Source organism: Faecalibacterium gallinarum (assembly GCF_022180365.1).
GTDB classification, from domain to species: Bacteria; Bacillota; Clostridia; order Oscillospirales; family Ruminococcaceae; genus Faecalibacterium; species Faecalibacterium gallinarum.
The window spans coordinates 1-16,884 of sequence record NZ_BQKV01000046.1 but is presented as its reverse complement, the minus strand read 5'-3'; the positions used below and the strand labels follow the sequence as shown (position 1 = coordinate 16,884).

The window sequence follows — 16,884 nt, the reverse complement described above, 5'->3', positions numbered from 1 at the left end:
CTCCTTTCGTAATTGGTGGGGGTTGGGCGGTTTTAGTGGGAATACCCGGCCTCGATGGCCCGGATCCTCTCGTAGAAAAAGTCGTTGGCGGGGGTGGGCATCCCGTGCTTTTTGGCCAGGCGGCGGACCACCCCGGCAAACTCCTCCACCTCGGTGGGGCGCTGGGCCAGTACGTCCTGCCGCATGCTGGGCATCCCCTCCGGGTGGAAGGTGGGCATGGCGGCGTCCAGCCAGGTCACGTCGTTGTCCGGGGGCAGGGGCACCCCCTCCAGATTGGCCAGCCGGATCACTTCCTGCATAGCCTGGAGCATCTTATCCCGGGCGGGGCCGGGCTGGGCCAGCCCGCCATAGGGCAGGTTGAAGGCTGCCGCGGCCTGGTTGAGGCCGTCGTTTACCATCAGCTTGTGCCACTGTTTGTAGAGGATATCGGCGCAGGGCTCGTTCTCGATGCCGCAGGCGGTCAGATAACGGGCCACGGCCTTGACCCGGGGGGTCATCCGGCCGTCTTTCTCCCCGAACTGGATTTTTCCGGCGGATTTGAAGGTGAGGGTCCGGCCGGTGCGGGTGGCGTCCATCCCGATGGCCACGCTCCAAAGGGTATGGCCCGGATAGGCGGCCTCGATCCGCTCCTCGCTGGTGATTCCGTTCAATACGCTGAGAATAACGGTATCCGGCCCCACAAAGGGGGCGATCTCCCGGATGGCCTCGTCCAATACGGTGGCTTTCACCGCCACCAGCAGGAAATCCACCGGTTTGCCCTTCTCGGGGGCGACGTAGGAGAAATGACACTCCTCCCCGTTGCAGAGCACCGGCTGGGCCGCATAGCGGGCGGCCCGCTCCGGGTCGGCGATTACCTGGACCCCCGGCATCTTTCGTCCAAAGAGGATGCCCAGCGCCCCCAGACCAATGAGGGCGGCGGAGCGGATCTCCGGGTCCGGTTTCACCAGACCTTCCGGCCCGTCCAGGACGGCGTCCCCCTCCTGGATGTCCCGGGCCCGCAAAAGATGGTCGGGGACAAGACAGGTTCGGGTGGCCCCGGCCGCGTCCTCCAGCAGGACCTGGCAGCAGACAGGGCGGCCTTCGGGCAGCTCCTCGCAGCCGTAGTCCTCCTCCTCGATCCGCAGCACACGATAACGCTCCATCCCGCATCCTCCTTTGAGTGAGAATCTTTCTTAATTATGGACTAACTCTATTATATCGGTAGGATATCCCCCTGTCAATGGGACGGAATCACAGCGGGCTGATGTTTGAAAATTGCCATCTGCTCCTTATAGCAGCGGACAAAGTAGATGATCTCGGCGATGGCCGTGATGGTCCAGGAGCAGACAAAGAGCAGATAGAGGGATTCAATGGTGTGGAAGTAGGCGAAGACGGTATAGATCCAGGCGATGCGGAAGACGCAGGAGCCCAGAATCACGATGACGGTGGGGGCCACCGTCCGGCCCAGGCCCCGGGAGGCCGCGATGGTGCAGTCCATAAAGGCCGAGATGGGGTAGGACAGGCCCATAATCATCAGCCGCTGCATGCCGGCTTCCACCACCGGGGCCTCGGTGGTGAAGAGGGCCAGGAAACTCCGGCCAAATACCACCAGGCTCAGCCCCAGCACCAGGCCCACCCCGAAGGAATAGGCCAGGGAGATAAAATAGCTCTTTTTGACCCGGTCGGGCTTGCCGGCGCCGTAGTTCTGGCTCATAAAGCTGGAACAAGCGGTGTAGAAGGCGGCCATCACGTCGTAGACCAGGGCGTCGGAGTTGGCCGCGGCAGAGTTGCCCCGGACGACGATGGTGTCGAAGGAGTTGATGCTGGCCTGGATGAAGAGGTTGGCCAGGGCAAAGATGGCGTTCTGACACCCGGCGGGGATGCCCAGGGCCAGGATGGTGCGGGTCTTGGCGGGGTCCAGCTTGAGCTCAGACCGGCGGAGAGCATAGCAGTCGGTGCTGCGCATCAGGGCCCGGAGGATCAGACCCGCAGAGAGGTACTGGGAGATGATGCTGGCCAGGGCCACGCCTGCCACATCCAGATGAAAGACGATGACGAAGACCAGGTTCAGGATGATGTTCAGGACACCGGCGGCGGAGAGGTAATAGAGGGGGCGGCGGGTGTCGCCCACGGCGCTGAACACTGCGTTGCCGAAGTTATACAGGGCCATGGCGGGCATGCCCAGGAAATAGATCCGCAGATAGAGCACTGCGCCGTCGATCAGGTCGGGCTTGGTGCCCAGCAGCTGGAGCAGGGCGGGGGAGGCCACCAGGCCGATCACCAGCAAAAGGGCGCCCGCCGCCAGGCTGATGAGGGCGGCGGAGTGGACGGTCTCGGATACGTCTCCGGGGTGCTGTGCGCCGTAGTACCGGGCCACCAGGACGTTGATGCCGCCGCCCAGACCGATCAGGAAACCGGTGAACAGGGTGACGAAGATGGTGGTGGAGCCCACCGAGCCCAGAGCCGCGGAACCGGCGAACCGGCCCACCACAGCGATGTCCGACATATTAAAAAGGACCTGCAACAGGTTGGACAGGACCAGCGGCAGGCTAAAGACTAAAATTTGACGGCTGAGGCGACCCTCGGTCAGGCTGGGGGCAGCGGATGACATGATGATTCGACGCTCCTTTTTTCTTGTTGTGTGTTTGTTCCGCGGACAGTATAACGCATCCGCATCGCCGCGTCAATCGGTTTATTCTGCCGCCTGAGCCAAAGCCTCCAGCGCCTCGAAAAAGGCAGGATAATCCCGCCGCAGACGCAGGATTTTGCCCTCCCGGCTGACAAAGCAGTGCTCGCTCTGGCCGGTGCAGACCTCGGCCCCGTCACAGGCCCGGGTCATCCGGTAGCCGATGATCAGCCGGGCATTTTTCACCTCCCGGACGAACACCTCCACCAGCACCTGATCGTCAAAGGTGGTGCTGGCTTTGTAGCGGCAGTCCAACGCGGTCACCGGGGAGAGGATGCCCAGCTCCTCCAGCCGGGCGTAGCTCCAGCCGATCTGGGCCAGAAAGTCGATTCGGGCTTCCTCCATCCAGCGAATGTAGTTGGAGTGGTGGGTGATGCCCATTCGGTCGGTTTCGTAGTATTGGACGTGATGGCAGTAGGGCTGCAAGAGAATTCCTCCTTTTTCAATCAAATAAAACCTTTAAAATTTCTGTCAGATGGGGCCGGGGCTGGCCCGGCGGCTCTATTCTCTCACAGCGAAAGCGTTTTGTCGAGTGCGTGCCGCGCTGAAGTGCCGCCTATGGCGGCCACCGTCGTTGTGAATGAAAAAATCCTGGATTTTTTCTATCTCTGGCCGGGGCTTTCGCGTTATAATAAAGAAAAAACGCCCGAAAGGGCAGATGAGCTAGAAAAAGGAGAGGGTAGAGCATGAAATACGATTTCACTTCCATCATGGACCGCCGGGGCAAGGACGCCATCGCGGTGGACAGCCTGGGCAAACCGGGCGGGTTTGCTCCCGGGGCCCCAAAAGAGGGGTTTGACCCCATCCCCATGTGGGTGGCGGATATGAATTTCCCCACGGTGCCCTCCATCCCGGCGGCCATCGTCGCCCGGGCCCAGCACCCGGCCTATGGCTACTTTGAGCCCACCGAGGCCTATTTCAACGCCATCATCCGCTGGCATCAGACGCGGAACGGCGCCGACCCGGCCCTGTTGACCCCCGAGTGCATCGGCTACGAGAACGGTGTGCTGGGCGGGGTGCTGTCGGCCCTGGCCTGTGCGGCAGCCCCGGGGGATGGGGTGCTGGTCCACAGCCCCACCTACATCGGCTTCACCAAATCTCTGAAAAATGCCGGGTATCGGATCGTCCATTCCCCCCTGGTGCAGGATGAGAATGGCGTCTGGCGGATGGACTACGCCGACATGGACGCAAAACTGAAACAGTATAAGATCCACGCGGCCATCTTCTGTTCCCCCCACAACCCCTGCGGCCGGGTCTGGGAAAAGTGGGAGATCGAGAAGGCCATGGAGGTCTACAAGGCCAACGACTGTCTGGTGGTGTCGGACGAGATTTGGTCGGATATCCTGTTGGACGGCCACAAGCACACCCCCACTCAGCTGGTGAGCGAGGACGCCCGGAACCGGACCATTGCCCTCTACGCCCCCAGCAAGACCTTCAACCTGGCGGGCCTGGTGGGCAGCTATCATATTATTTATAATCCCACCCTGCGGGATCGGGCCCGCGCCCTGGGCTCCAAGAGCCACTACAACAACATGAACGTCCTCTCCATGCACGCCCTGATCGGCGGGTACAGCCCCGAGGGCGCCGAGTGGGTGGACGAGCTCTGCCAGGTGCTCAGCGGCAACGTCCGTTTTGCCTGCGACTATATCCGGGATCATTTCCCCGGGGTAAAGGTCAGCCGGCCGGAGGGTACATACATGCTGTTCCTGGACTGCACCGACTGGTGCGCGGCCCACGGCAAGACCATTGACGAAGTGCAGAAAGCCGGCTGGGACGTGGGCGTCGCCTGGCAGGATGGCCGGATATTCGGCGGTCCCTGCGCCATCCGGATGAACCTGGCCCTGCCCCTGACCCGGGTGGAGGAGGCCTTCCGCCGGCTGGACCAGTATGTGTTTAATGCCTGAGAGGGGATGCCGCTTTTTCGAGAAAAAGCGGCGCAAAAAGCGTTTCAATCCAAAACCGCATCCTGCGGTTTTGTGAGAGTTTAAAAAGCAGCTGTGCTCTGAATGATGGGAGCACAGCTGCTTTTCGTTTTATTCTTCTGGTTCGCCGGGAATTTCTAGCCGGGCCAGCGCATAGTCGATGCACATCTGCACCAGCTCGTTCCGGGTGCGGCCGGTCTGCCCAGCGATCTGTTCAAGCCGGGCCAGGGTGGTATTGGGCAGGCGCACCGATACCACCGTGGATTTGCCTACCGCCGGTTTGCGGCGGGGAACAATAAATTTATCTTCCTGCACGATACCATCCCTCCCTTTAAAATTCTTGTAGTTATTATGGGTCACTGTGTTGTATTATTTATATACTACATATTTGTGTTACAAGCGGCGAAAGGGAGGATATCTATGGAAAAACGGGCTTTAACTTGTTGTTTTACGGGGCATCGTGAACTTCCCATAGAAAAAGAAGGAGAAATCTGGCAGAAAACATACATTCGGGTACAACAGCTTTTAGAGCAAGGAGTAAAATATTTTGGAGTAGGCGGAGCAATTGGTTTTGATATGCTGGCAGCGGAGGGAATGTTACAAGTAAAAACTTTAAATCCTCAAGTTAAAATTATTTTGGTGTTGCCGTTTAAAGGCTATCAGAAATATTGGTTGCCGGGTCAACAAGAACGTGCGGCAAAAATTGAAAGACAGGTTGATAAGATTGTTTATTACTGTGACCGGCCATCCCGTGCGGCATTTTTAATTCGGGACAGACATCTTGTGGACGAGTCGGCGTATTGTATTGGATATTGTACACGATCCACAGGAGGTACCGCATATACACTCCGCTATGCAGAAAAACAGGGGCTGAAAGTGTGGAATATAGGAAAAGAGTTGAAAGAGCCGAAAGAGGACTCGGAGAAACTTCGGATCAGCCGAAGCCTAATTTGATTGAAAATGTTCCACGGGGAACAATTTTTCGGATCAAGGAGCAAAATTCCGTTGACAGAATGCCCGCTGGATGGTACCCTGTTCAGGAGACTAAAGAATTGTGAGGGAACAACATCATGGCGCTTTTGAAAGCGGTTTACAATTTGCTCTGGGGAGATCTGGTTCAGATCCCCCTGCCGGGGGGCAGCACCCTGGGGCTTTCGCTGCTGGTGATGCTGCTGGTGCCCGCCGGGGTCTACTTCACGGTGCGCACCCGGTTTCTGCCTTTTCGGCTTTTCCCCGAGATGGTTCGCCTGACCCTCGAGAAAAACGGCGGGGGAGAGCGGAGCGGCATCTCGGGGGTTCAGGCCCTGATCGTCTCCACTGCCTGCCGGGTGGGCATGGGCAACCTGGTGGGCGTGGTGGCGGCCATCTCCGCCGGCGGCGCGGGCGCGGTATTCTGGATGTGGCTCATGGCTCTGATCGGCTCCTCCACCGCCTTTGTGGAGGCCACCCTGGCCCAGCTGTATAAGGAAAAAGACCCTCTCTACGGCGGCTACCGGGGCGGCCCGGCCTATTATCTCCACCATCTGTTCTGCCGAGAGGGCAGCGGCAAAAAGCGCTCGGTGATTGCGGTCCTCTTCGCCCTGTCGGGCCTGATCTGCTGGTGCGGCATCAGCCAGGTGACCAGCAACTCCATCTCCTCGGCTTTCGAGAACGCCTTCGGCATCCCGCCCATCTGGTCCACCGTGATCCTGGTGGCCATTGTGGCGGTGATCGTCCTGCGGAAAAACGCCACCGTTAAGGTGCTGGACCGTTTGGTCCCGGTGATGGCAGCCTGCTATTTCTTCATCACCCTGTTTATCATTCTGAAAAATGCCCCTCTGCTGCCGGGCGTGTTCAGCCGGATTTTCGCCGAGGCCTTCGGCCTGCGCCAGGCGGTGGCCGGCGGCATCGGCGCCGTCATCATGAACGGCGCCAAGCGGGGCCTCTTCTCCAACGAGGCGGGGTCCGGTTCGGCTCCCTGCGCGGCAGCCGCCGCCGACGTCAGCCACCCCGCCAAGGCGGGCCTGCTCCAGGCACTGGGCGTCTTTATCGACACCCTGGTGATTTGCAGCTGCTCGGCCATGATTATGCTCCTAACCCCCGAATCCCTCACCAATGGCCTGGAGGGGATGGACCTGCTCCAGGCGGCCATGGGCTACCACATGGGTCAGTTCGGCGTGGTGTTCATCGCGGTGATCCTTTGGCTGTTCAGCTTCTCCACCTTTTTGGGGATTCTGTTCTACGCCCGGTCCAACGTGGCCTATCTCTTCGGGGACAACTGGCTCTCCCAGACCCTGTATAAGATCCTGGCCCTGGTGATGCTCTTCATCGGCGGCCTGGCGGCCTATCAGTTCGTCTGGGATCTGGGGGATATCGGCGTAGGCCTGATGACGGTCTTTAACATGATCGCCCTCTTCCCCCTGGCGCCCCAGGCCCTGGCCAGCCTCAAGGATTACGAGCAGCAGGGGAAAAAGAACTGAAATTTGGTCCCTCTTAAATTTGGTCCCTCTTGTGGAAATCCCACAAAATCGAGAGATCTTTTTTTTGCAGAACGATGTATAGACAAAAATGACGAAAGCCGGTATAATCTAGAACGGAAAATTCAGCTGGCTTGTTACTGGAATACCTATGTATCGTTCAGGCAAGACCTTTAGTTACAGCAACGGGATTGCTGTCGCTATAGGTTTTGTCTTTTTTTGTTGCCTTTTAGAATGGAGCGCACCGGAGGGGAGTTGCGGCATAGTTCCCCTCCCGCGTGGGGAGGACCGGAAGTGAAGGTAGTCAAAATACTGAATAATAACCTGGTTTTTGCCAAGGACGATGCCGGGCGGGAGGTCATCGTCAAGGGACTGGGCATTGGATTCCATGCCAATCGGGGCGATACGGTGGACGAAAGCCGGATCGGACAGATTTTTTACCCCCAGGCCAGCCAGAATCTCCAGCAGATCCAGGAGTTTCTGCTTTCCATTCCCGCCGAATATCTCAACTTCGTCCAGGATTTTGTGGATGAGGTCAAGGCCCGGGAGGGGGTCAGCTTCAACAGCAGCATCTATCTGTCGCTGAGCGATCACCTCCAGGGCACTCTCAAGCGGTACCGGGAGGGCATCTCCCTCCAGAATGTGCTGCTGCTGGATATCCAGCGGCTGTACAAAAAGGAATATACCTGGGGCGAGCAGATGCTGGCCGAGGTGGCCAAGGCGTTCGGGGTGCAGCTGCCCCCGGACGAAGCGGGCTTTATCGCCCTCCACTTCGTCAACGCCGAGGAAAACCAGGGCGGCGGCGACAGCTACAAGATTGCAGCCATCGTCAGCGACATCGTCAAGACGGTGCGGGACTACTACTCGGACCTCTGGTTCGACGAGAACAGCCTGTATTACCAGCGGTTTTTGACCCATCTGAAATACTTTGCCCAGCGCTATCTCCACAAGGAGCTCCAAGCCAACGAGGACGACGGGCTGTTCCAGCTGGTGAGCCAGCAGTACCGCCAGGCCTATGGCTGCGTTAAGCTGATTTTCCTGATGATGGAGGAGCGGTACGGCTACCAGATGAGCAAGGAAGAGATGATGTACCTGACCATCCACATCCAGACCAACGCCGAGCACGCCCGCCGGAAGGACAGCCAGGCGTAAGCCGAAAAAATTTTTGTTGTTGCCCTGGGGCGCAGCTGGGCCTGTACGGCCGACAGACCCGGCGCCCCTTTGCATAGAGTATCTCTGTTTAAATTTTCGAGGAGGAAGTATCCCATGAAAAAGGATTACACCCAGTCGGCTGAAAAGCTGATGATTGCGCTGGGCGGTAAGAGCAATGTGACCCGGATGTTCCATTGCATGACCCGGCTGCGCTTTTACGTCAAGAACCGCAAGCTGGTCAACGAGGCAGACATCAAAAAACTGCCCGAGATCTCTGGTGTCAACTGGTACCAGGATCAGTTCCAGGTGATCGCCGGCAACGAGGTCAACGAGCTGTATGACGCTCTGGCCAAGAAGGGCCTGCCCACCGACGAGGGCGGCGCCGCCAATGCACCCCGGGAGAAGAAGAGCCTGGGCTCCGCCATTGTGGACTCCATCACCGGCTGCATGACCCCCATGATCCCGGCTCTGACTGCCGCCGGTATGATCAAGGTGGTGCTGACCCTGCTGACCACCTTCAAGCTGGTCAGCGATACTTCCAGCACCTACCAGGTCATCTCCTTCATCGGCGATGCAGCCTTCTACTTCATGCCCTTCCTGATCGCGGCCAACGCTGCCAAGGTCTTTAACGTCAACCAGTCTCTGGCCCTGATTATTGCGGGCGTCTTCCAGCACCCCAACTTCACCGCCATGATGGAGTCGGGCGAGCCCATCGACTTCTTCTCCATCCCGGTGACCCCCATGACCTACTGCTACTCGGTCATCCCCGTCATCCTGATGGTCTGGATCCTGTCCTACATCGTTAAGTTTGTGGACCGCATCACCCCGCGGATCGTCAAGCTGATCCTCCACCCGACCCTGAGCATGCTGATCGCTGCTCCCATCGCCATCATCGTGGTGGGTCCCCTGGGCGGCATCATCGGCGACGGCCTGGCAGTTGCCATCGAGTTCCTCTCCGCCAAGCTGGGCTTCATCATCGTGGGCATCCTGTCCGCTGCCTTCCCCTTCATCGTCATGACCGGTATGCACCACGCTCTGACCCCCGTGGGTCTGAACGCCATCGCCACCGGCGGCTCCGACGCCCTGATCTTTGTCTCTCAGGTCTGCTCCAACGTGGCCCAGGGCGGCGCTGCCCTGGCGGTTGCCTTCCGCTCTAAGAACCAGAACATGAAGCAGCTGGCCAGCGCCTCTGCTGTCTCCGCTCTGATGGGCATCACCGAGCCCGCTCTGTACGGCGTTACCCTGAAGCTCAAGCGGCCCGTGGTGGCTGCTGCCATCGCTGCCGGTATCGGCGGCATCGTGGGCGGCCTGCTCCAGGTCTCCCTCTACATCGCCCAGAACAGCCTGCTGGCCATCCCCGCCTTCATCGGCGAGAAGGGCATGACCAACCTGCTCTACGGCCTGATCATGATCGCTGTTTCCCTGGTAGGCTCCTTTGTGCTGACCTGCATCTTCGGCTTTGAGGATGAGCCCGAGGAAACCGAGGAGGCTCCCGCTGCCCCCGCCGAGGAGAAGAAGCCCCTGGTGGAGAAGATCCAGATCATGAGCCCTGTCACCGGCACCGTCCAGGAGATCACCGAGGTCCCCGACGCCGCCTTCTCTGAGAAGGTCCTGGGCGACGGCATGGCCGTCATCCCCACCGAGGGCAAGGTCTATGCCCCCGCCGACGGCACCGTCGTCTCCATCTCGGACTCCAAGCACGGCATCATGTTCCGCACCACCCAGGGCGTGGAGCTTCTGATCCACATCGGCCTGGAGACCGTCCAGCTCAAGGGCGAGCACTACACCGCCTGCGTGGCCAACGGCGCCGAGGTCAAGGCCGGCGATCTGCTGGTGGAGTTCGATCTGGACGCCATCAAGGCCAAGGGCTATAACCCCGTCACCCCCGTGGTGGTGACCAACATCGACGAGTACATCCGTGCCGTCGGGATGATGAAGTCCGGCGAGACCGTGGAACACGGCAGCTGCCTGATGACCATTGTCTAATCCTTCGCATCCTGTTTGGGAAAATACAGCAAAATACAGCGAGAGCCCCGCTTCGGCGGGGCTCTTTTTGTTTTGCGTCAGATGCCGTAGCGGCGGCGGAACTCAGTGGGGGTGTAACCAAAAGCGGCTTTGAACCGCTTGACGAAATAATTGGCATCCAGGATGCCCACCGAGGCAGCCACCTCCTGGACCGGGGCGTTGGTGCGGGCCAGCTGGCGGGCCGCCTGACGCATCCGCACCCGGTTGAGGTAGGAAAGGGGAGGGACCCCAACTTCCTTTTTGAACTGGGCGGTCAGGTAACCGGGGCTGACCTCCAGCTCCCGGGCCAGCCCCGCCACCGTGATGGGCTGGGCGCAGTGGCGCTCCAGCTGGTAGATGGCGCTGAGCACCAGGCTGGAATAGCCGCTGTCCCGTTTGATGCGGATGGCCCGGCAGTATTCCCGGATCAGCCGCTCGTGCTCCCGGTCGATCTCCTCCACCGTCCGGGCCGCCCGCACCAGGGCGGAGCTTTGGCCCGAGATCTGGTCGTTGGTCAGGGGGTCCAGCCCGGCCTGGGCCGCCGCCAGCCGGATGGCCGTCCGGGTGATGGCCGCCGCAATCCGGGCGGTTTCCATGGTTTGGCCCAGCTGCTTTATAAAGGCCACCGAATGGTGCAGCTCCTGCCAGCGCTCCACCGCCCGGGGAGCGTCCCCCTCCTGGATGGCATCCATCAGGGCCTGTTCGATCTGGTAGCGTCGCTGCACCAGATCCCCGGAGAGGGTGCGGGTTTCGAGGTCGCGGGGCTGGGCAGGGGGTGTCTCCCATTGGCGGGACCGCAGCTCGCTCAAAGGCGGGCCCCCTACCGCCCGGGCCAGGCTGCGGGCGGTGTGGAGGGGAGTGCCCTCGGAGCAGACCACAATCTGCCCCCGGTAAGCCGTCAGCTCCCGGGGCGGGACGCCCGGCAGCCCCGCCCGCCGCAGCAGGATCTCGCAGTCGTTCTGGGAGAAAAACTCGGTGCAGAAGGGCCCCACCGCCAGGGGCACATCCTGAATTTTGCAGAACAAAAACCGCACCCGGAACAGGTCCAGGGTGCTGAGAATCTCGCCGGGGGCCAGCTCGGCCAATAGCAGCTCCAGGGCTTGGGGCAGCAGATAATCCTGGGCCGGGTGGAACTGATGGGCGCTGCAAAAATCGGCCCGCTGGGGGGCGGTTTCCAGCCGGGTGATGGGCACCCGGGTGATTTCCTGCGCCAGAGCGCAGCCTTCCTCCAAATTCACAGTGGATTCCTCCTGTTTTGCGTGGTTTTGTACTGGCGGGATCTCGCCGGATTTTCTATTTTGCGTGGTTTTATTCTATCACTTTTTTGGGGGAAATGGTATCCTCTTCTTGTAAGAACCGGGGGCCGAAACGGGCCCGGGCCCCCGGGGCGTCAAACTGAGAGAAACAGGAGGAAGAACCGTGGCAAAAGATTTTAAAAAATTGGCGCTGGATATCGTGGCCCGGGTGGGCGGCGAGGAAAATGTCGTCTCGCTGACCCATTGCGTCACCCGGCTGCGCTTTGTGCTGAAAGATGAATCCAAGGCCGACACCGCCGCCCTCAGCGGCACCAAAGGGGTCATCAAGGTGATCCAGGCCGGCGGCCAGTACCAGGTGGTCATCGGCAACGACGTGGGGGAGGTCTACGACGCTGTCCTGGCCAACACCAAGATCAAGGCCGCCGGGGAAGAAGCGGCCTCGTCCGGGGCAAAGGCGGCCCCCGGCAAAAAGAAATCCATCCTCGGGGATGGTTTCGTCAGCGTTGTGTCCGGCATTTTCATGCCCTTCATGGGCGCTTTCACCGCCGCCGGTCTGATCAAGGGCTTTTTGGTGCTCTTCACCACCCTGGGCTGGCTGGACAAAGAGGCGACTACCTATACCATTCTCTACGCGGCGGGCGACGGCGTGTTCTACTTCCTGCCGGTCTTCCTGTCCTATACCGCCGGCAAGACCTTTGGGGCAAAACCCTTTGTCTCGATGGCCATTGCCAGCGCGCTGGTCTACCCCAACATCGTGGCTCTGAACGGCGCCGAGGGGGTTGCCTTCCTGGGCATCCCGGTCCAGATGATCAACTACACCTCCTCCGTTCTGCCCATCATCGCCATCTGCTTTGTTCAGGGCCAGCTGGAAAAGCTGCTGTATAAGTACATCCCCAAGCTGGTCAGCGGCATGCTGGTGCCCCTGTTCACCGTTCTGATCCTGGTGCCTCTGGGCTTTATCGTCATCGGCCCTGTGACCAACTTTGTCGGCAACATCATCGCCACTGTGATCACCTTCCTGTTGGAGGTCTGCCCGCCGGTGGCCGGTTTCCTGATGGCGGCGCTCTGGCCGGTGATGATCATCTTCGGCGTCCACTGGGCCTTTATCCCCGTGGCCATCAACAACATGATGACTCTGGGCTACGACAACATTCTGCCCCTGACCGTGGGCTGCAACTTCGGCATCGCGGCGGCTGCGCTGGCAGTCTTCCTCAAGACCCGCAACAGGGATCTGAAAGAGACCGCGGGCCCCTCTGTGATCTCGGCCCTGATCGGTGGCGTCACCGAGCCGGCAGTCTACGGCGTGCTGGTGCGCTTCAAAAAGCCCATGGTGATTGTCTGCCTGGTCAACGGCATCGGCGGCGCCCTCTGCGCCATGTTCCATGTGGTCCGTGACACCCAGATCTCGGTCAACCTGCTGACCATGCCCGCCATCTGGGCTGTCTACGGCAGCTGGGGCATTGTGGCCATCGTGATCTCCTTCGTCGGCTCCTTTGTGCTGACCTGGATGTTCGGCTTCAGCGATAAGATGCTGGAAGCAGAAAAACAGTAATCCGACTTTCTGCCCTGCGGGCGCCTGGGGTGCCCGCAGGGTCTTTGTATCCGAAAAATCACCCGGTATTTCAACAAGGAGGCTGCCCCATGCTGAACCATTCGCTTTTGTACCCTGTCAACAACCGCTGCCGCACCGCCCGCACCCTGGACGGTCTGTGGAAGTTCCAGTTTGACCCCACCGGCTGCGGCGCGGCCCAGGGCTGGCAGAAGGGCCTGCCCGATCCCATTTCCATGCCGGTGCCCGCCAGCTTTTCGGATTTCTTCACCACCCGGGCCGAGCGGGACTACTGCGGCGACTTCTGGTATGAGACCGAGTTTTTTGTCCCGGCGGACTGGCAGGGCCGGGTGCTGCTGCGGTTCGGCAGCATCACCCACCGGGCGGTGGTCTACTGCAACGGGGTGGAGATTACCCGCCACGAGGGCGGGTTCCTGCCGGTGGTGGCCGATCTGACCGGGGCGGCGGTCCGGGGCGGGGTGAACCGGGTGAGCGTCCAGGCCAACAACGAGCTGAGCGAGAGCAGCCTGCCCTGCGGCGCCGTCAAGACTCTGCCCAATGGGACCAAGCTGGCGAAACCCTATTTCGATTTTTACAATTATTCGGGCATCCAGCGGAGCGTCTGGCTGGTGAACTGCCCGGCCCAGGCCATTGAGGATTACAGCGTGGACTACACCCTGGAGGGGGCCGACGCTCTGGTACACTACACCGTCCGGCGGGGCGGAGATCTGCCGGTGCGGGTCCGTCTGCTGGATGCCGAGGGCCGGGAGGTAGCCGCTGCCGAGGGGGCCGAGGGGACCCTGCGGGTGGCAGATGCCCGCCTGTGGCAGGTGCGGAACGCCTATCTTTACACCCTGGCCATCACCCTGGGCGATGGAGAAATCCCCGCCGACGAGTATACCGCCCGGGTGGGCATCCGCACCGTGGAGGTCCGGGGGACCAAAATCCTCATCAACGGCGCGCCGGTCTATCTGCGAGGCTTCGGCAAGCACGAGGACTTCGACGTTCTGGGCCGGGGCTTCAGCTGGGCGGTGGCCAAGCGGGACTTCGAGTGCATGAAGTGGACCGGGGCCAATTGTTTCCGCACCAGCCACTACCCCTACGCCGAGGAGTGGTACCAGATGGCGGACGAGGAGGGGTTCCTCATCATCGACGAGGTGCCCGCCGTGGGTATGATGCGTTCCACCCACAACTTTGCCGATGCAGGCATGGGCAAATACACCTATTTCTTCGAGACGCCCACCGTTCCCGCCCTGCTGGCCAACCACATCGCCCAGGTGGAGGAGATGATTGCCCGGGATAAGAACCACCCCAGCGTCTTTGCCTGGAGCCTGTTCAACGAGCCGGAGACCACCAGCGAGTACGCCCAGAAGTATTTCACCGCCGTGTTTGAGGCGGCCCGGGCCCTGGATCCCCAGCACCGCCCCATGACCGGCGCCCTGGAAAAGAACAGCGCCCCCAATAAGTGCCGCTGCTACCAGCTGTGCGACTTCATCTGCCTGAACCGCTATTATGGCTGGTACATCAGCGGCGCCGAGCTGGAGGAGGCCGAGGCCAAGTTCCGGGCCGAGATGGACCAGTGGGCCGCAAAGAATCTGAACGTGCCCTTTGTCTTTACCGAGTTCGGCACCGATACCCTGCCCACCGAGCACAAACTGCCCAGCGTCATGTGGAGCCAGGAATATCAGGACGAGTATATGGCCATGAATTTCGAGGTCTTTGACAGCTATGACTTCGTCCAGGGAGAGCTGGTGTGGAACTTCGCTGACTTCCAGACCAGCGAGGGGATCATGCGGGTCAACGGCAACAAGAAGGGAATCTTCACCCGTCAGCGCCAGCCCAAGGATGTGGCCTTCACCTTCAAGCGCCGGTGGGAGGCTCTGCCTCTGGCCGGGGAGGAGAAATAACCCGTCCGCCAGAAAAAACAAACAGCGAGAGCCCCGCTTCGGCGGGGCTCTTTTTGATTTGCCGGGGCGGGGGAGGGGTTTTGCCTTGCCGGGGGGCGGCGGGCATGGTATTATTACAGCAGCGGGGCGCCCCTGCCCCTACACCGAAGGAGGCGGAAACAATGCGAAAAATTCTGATGCGGATTCTGGCGGCCATCCCGGCGGTACTGCTCCAGATCCTCTGGCTGACGGTGCTGTTTAAATGGCTGGCCCCCTGGGCAGCCCTGATCAACCTGGGGCTGTCTGTGCTGGCGGTGCTCTTTGTCCTCTACCTGATCACCAAACAGGGGGAGGACACCTATAAGATCCTCTGGCTGCTGGTGATTCTGCCCTTCCCGGTGCCGGGGGCGGTGCTCTATCTCATGTTCGGCAGCAAGCGGACCACCAAATCCCTCCGGGTCAAACTGGAAAAAGCCCGGGCTCAGCTGGCCCAGACCCTGCCGCCCGCCCCGGAATGTCCGCTGCCTCCCGAAGCGGGGCTCCGTTTGGGCCAGACCCTGAATTATATTGAGGGGATTACCGGCGCTGCGCTCTGCCCCAACCTGGGGGCGGAGTTCTACCCCCTGGGGGACGATCTCTTCCCCGATCTGCTGGCTGCCCTGGAAAAGGCGGAGCGGTTTATCTTTATGGAATACTTTATCATCGAGCGGGGCGTATTCTGGGATTCGGTGTCGGAAATCCTTTGCCGTAAAGCGGCCCAGGGGGTGGATGTACGGGTGATGTACGACGACCTGGGCAGCATCAACACCTACTCGGTGAAAGAGGCCTGGGCCCTCCAGCAAAAGGGCGTCCGGATGATGCCGTTTAACCCTCTGGTCTTTGTGAAAGGGACCCTCAATTTCCGGGATCATCGCAAAATGACCATCATCGACGGGCGTGTGGCCTTCAGCGGCGGGATCAACCTGGCGGACGAGTACATCAACCGAGTGGAAAAGCATGGCATCTGGAAGGACTTCGGTCTGCGGGTGGAGGGCCCGGCGGTGGAAGGGTACGTCCGTCTGTTTGCCGAGTTCTGGGACGCTTTTTCCACCGAACCCATCCCGGCGGGGCTGCTGGCTCCGCTGCCGCCCCTGCCGGCGGCGGTTCCGACGGACGGCTGGGTGTTGATTTACGGTGATTCGCCCCTGCGGAATACCGCCGCCAGCAATGAACTCTACATTGAACTGTTGTCCCAGGCAGAGCGGTATGCCTGGTTCTGTTCCCCCTATCTGATGCTGGGGGATTCCTTGCTGGAAGCCTTTGTCCGGGCGGCCCGCCGCGGGGTGGATGTGCGGATCATCATGCCGGGGATGCCGGACAAGAAAATTGTGTTCCGGATGTCCCACAGCTTCTACCCGGTGCTTTTGAAAGCCGGGGTGAAAATCTACGAGTACACCCCAGGCTTTGTCCACGCCAAAGGCACGGTGATTGACGACCGGGTCTGTACCGTGGGCACCGTAAATCTGGATTACCGGAGCCTGTTCCTCCACTTCGAGAACAATGCGCTCTTTTGCAACGCTTCCATTGTACAAAAGGTAAAAGAGGATTTCATGGCCACCCAGGCCCAGTGCCGGACCATGCGGCTGGGGGAGAATGTCTCCACCGGGTTCTTCCACTGGCTGTTGGATGGGGTGCTGCGGATTTTCTCGCCCCTGTGCTGATATCACTATAAAGAAAAAGGACGTGTCCAAAATGAACCGCCCCATATTGTGCGGACAGTACAAAAAAGAGGCCTGCAAGGGGTAGAAGTAAACGAATCAAAGACTGGCCTGGCGAAGCGAGAGCGGAGCCAGGCCAGTCTTTGTCTGGAGCCGCTCGTGGTTATAGAAGTGAATGTATTCGTCGATCAGGTCGTTGGCCTGCTGAAACGTTTTGAGCTTTTGTCGGTAAATGCATTCGGTTTTCAGAATACCAAAGAAATTCTCGGCCATAGCATTGTCATAGCAGTTTCCCCG

At 60.2% G+C, this 16,884-nt stretch carries 14 protein-coding genes; 8 read left to right on the top strand and 6 right to left on the bottom strand.

What is annotated here, in order from left to right; genetic code table 11:
- Positions 1–32: 32 nt before the first annotated feature.
- From JCM17207_RS07670 to JCM17207_RS07655, 3 genes are all read right to left on the bottom strand, one after another.
- Positions 33–1,142 carry a ketopantoate reductase family protein gene (locus tag JCM17207_RS07670; RefSeq protein ID WP_282449879.1) on the bottom strand — a complete coding sequence of 370 codons (1,110 nt, stop codon included), beginning with the start codon at positions 1,140–1,142 and terminating at the stop codon, positions 33–35.
- Between the two features lie 74 nt (positions 1,143–1,216).
- Entirely contained in the window at positions 1,217–2,590 is a 1,374-nt protein-coding gene (locus JCM17207_RS07660; RefSeq protein ID WP_238317023.1) for an MATE family efflux transporter, read from the bottom strand.
- An 81-nt stretch (positions 2,591–2,671) separates the two neighbouring features.
- Positions 2,672–3,091 (bottom strand): acyl-CoA thioesterase, encoded by a 420-nt coding sequence (locus tag JCM17207_RS07655; RefSeq protein WP_238317022.1) that lies wholly within the window; start codon positions 3,089–3,091, stop codon positions 2,672–2,674.
- Positions 3,092–3,351: 260 nt separating this feature from the next.
- Here JCM17207_RS07655 and JCM17207_RS07650 point away from each other — a divergent pair, with 260 nt between their 5' ends.
- On the top strand, positions 3,352–4,569 hold the full coding sequence (locus JCM17207_RS07650; RefSeq protein WP_238317021.1) for a MalY/PatB family protein: 1,218 nt from the start codon (positions 3,352–3,354) through the stop codon (positions 4,567–4,569).
- Between the two features lie 129 nt (positions 4,570–4,698).
- Here the strand turns inward: JCM17207_RS07650 and JCM17207_RS07645 are convergent, their stop codons facing one another.
- On the bottom strand, positions 4,699–4,902 hold the full coding sequence (locus JCM17207_RS07645; RefSeq protein WP_238317020.1) for a YlcI/YnfO family protein: 204 nt from the start codon (positions 4,900–4,902) through the stop codon (positions 4,699–4,701).
- A 105-nt stretch (positions 4,903–5,007) separates the two neighbouring features.
- Between JCM17207_RS07645 and JCM17207_RS07640 the strand changes: the two genes are divergently transcribed.
- The 4 genes from JCM17207_RS07640 (at position 5,008) to JCM17207_RS07625 (ending at position 10,181) form a co-directional block, all read left to right on the top strand.
- Entirely contained in the window at positions 5,008–5,541 is a 534-nt protein-coding gene (locus JCM17207_RS07640; RefSeq protein WP_238317019.1) for an SLOG family protein, read from the top strand.
- A 116-nt stretch (positions 5,542–5,657) separates the two neighbouring features.
- On the top strand, positions 5,658–7,046 hold the full coding sequence (locus tag JCM17207_RS07635) for an alanine/glycine:cation symporter family protein (protein WP_238317018.1): 1,389 nt from the start codon (positions 5,658–5,660) through the stop codon (positions 7,044–7,046).
- Between the two features lie 291 nt (positions 7,047–7,337).
- Positions 7,338–8,195 (top strand): PRD domain-containing protein, encoded by an 858-nt coding sequence (locus tag JCM17207_RS07630; RefSeq protein WP_238317017.1) that lies wholly within the window; start codon positions 7,338–7,340, stop codon positions 8,193–8,195.
- A 114-nt stretch (positions 8,196–8,309) separates the two neighbouring features.
- Entirely contained in the window at positions 8,310–10,181 is a 1,872-nt protein-coding gene (locus JCM17207_RS07625) for a beta-glucoside-specific PTS transporter subunit IIABC (protein ID WP_238317016.1), read from the top strand.
- A 77-nt stretch (positions 10,182–10,258) separates the two neighbouring features.
- On the opposite strand, the gene JCM17207_RS07620 is transcribed toward JCM17207_RS07625, so the two are convergent.
- Positions 10,259–11,437 carry a helix-turn-helix transcriptional regulator gene (locus JCM17207_RS07620; RefSeq protein WP_238317015.1) on the bottom strand — a complete coding sequence of 393 codons (1,179 nt, stop codon included), beginning with the start codon at positions 11,435–11,437 and terminating at the stop codon, positions 10,259–10,261.
- Between the two features lie 181 nt (positions 11,438–11,618).
- On the opposite strand from JCM17207_RS07620, the gene JCM17207_RS07615 reads away from it, so the two are divergent.
- The 3 genes from JCM17207_RS07615 to cls all read left to right on the top strand — a co-directional run bounded on the left by JCM17207_RS07615 (position 11,619) and on the right by cls (position 16,590).
- Complete coding sequence (locus tag JCM17207_RS07615; RefSeq protein ID WP_238317014.1) at positions 11,619–13,007, top strand: PTS transporter subunit EIIC; 1,389 nt, start codon at positions 11,619–11,621, stop codon at positions 13,005–13,007.
- A gap of 89 nt (positions 13,008–13,096) precedes the next feature.
- Entirely contained in the window at positions 13,097–14,911 is a 1,815-nt protein-coding gene (uidA, locus tag JCM17207_RS07610; RefSeq protein WP_238317013.1) for a beta-glucuronidase, read from the top strand.
- Positions 14,912–15,072: 161 nt separating this feature from the next.
- Positions 15,073–16,590 (top strand): cardiolipin synthase, encoded by a 1,518-nt coding sequence (cls, locus tag JCM17207_RS07605; RefSeq protein ID WP_238317012.1) that lies wholly within the window; start codon positions 15,073–15,075, stop codon positions 16,588–16,590.
- Between the two features lie 96 nt (positions 16,591–16,686).
- Here cls and JCM17207_RS07600 read toward each other — a convergent pair.
- A partial coding sequence (locus tag JCM17207_RS07600) for an IS3 family transposase (RefSeq protein WP_238317011.1) occupies positions 16,687–16,884 on the bottom strand: 198 nt, incomplete at its 5' end.

Excerpts from the sequence above, each read along its gene's own strand:
- cls (WP_238317012.1), top strand. The coding sequence starts at position 15,073 with ATGCGAAAAATTCTGATGCGGATTCTGGCGGCCATCCCGGCGGTACTG.
- JCM17207_RS07640 (WP_238317019.1), top strand. The coding sequence starts at position 5,008 with ATGGAAAAACGGGCTTTAACTTGTTGTTTTACGGGGCATCGTGAACTT.
- JCM17207_RS07635 (WP_238317018.1), top strand. The coding sequence starts at position 5,658 with ATGGCGCTTTTGAAAGCGGTTTACAATTTGCTCTGGGGAGATCTGGTT.
- JCM17207_RS07650 (WP_238317021.1), top strand. The coding sequence starts at position 3,352 with ATGAAATACGATTTCACTTCCATCATGGACCGCCGGGGCAAGGACGCC.
- JCM17207_RS07625 (WP_238317016.1), top strand. The coding sequence starts at position 8,310 with ATGAAAAAGGATTACACCCAGTCGGCTGAAAAGCTGATGATTGCGCTG.
- uidA (WP_238317013.1), top strand. The coding sequence starts at position 13,097 with ATGCTGAACCATTCGCTTTTGTACCCTGTCAACAACCGCTGCCGCACC.
- JCM17207_RS07670 (WP_282449879.1), bottom strand. The coding sequence starts at position 1,142 with ATGGAGCGTTATCGTGTGCTGCGGATCGAGGAGGAGGACTACGGCTGC.
- JCM17207_RS07660 (WP_238317023.1), bottom strand. The coding sequence starts at position 2,590 with ATGTCATCCGCTGCCCCCAGCCTGACCGAGGGTCGCCTCAGCCGTCAA.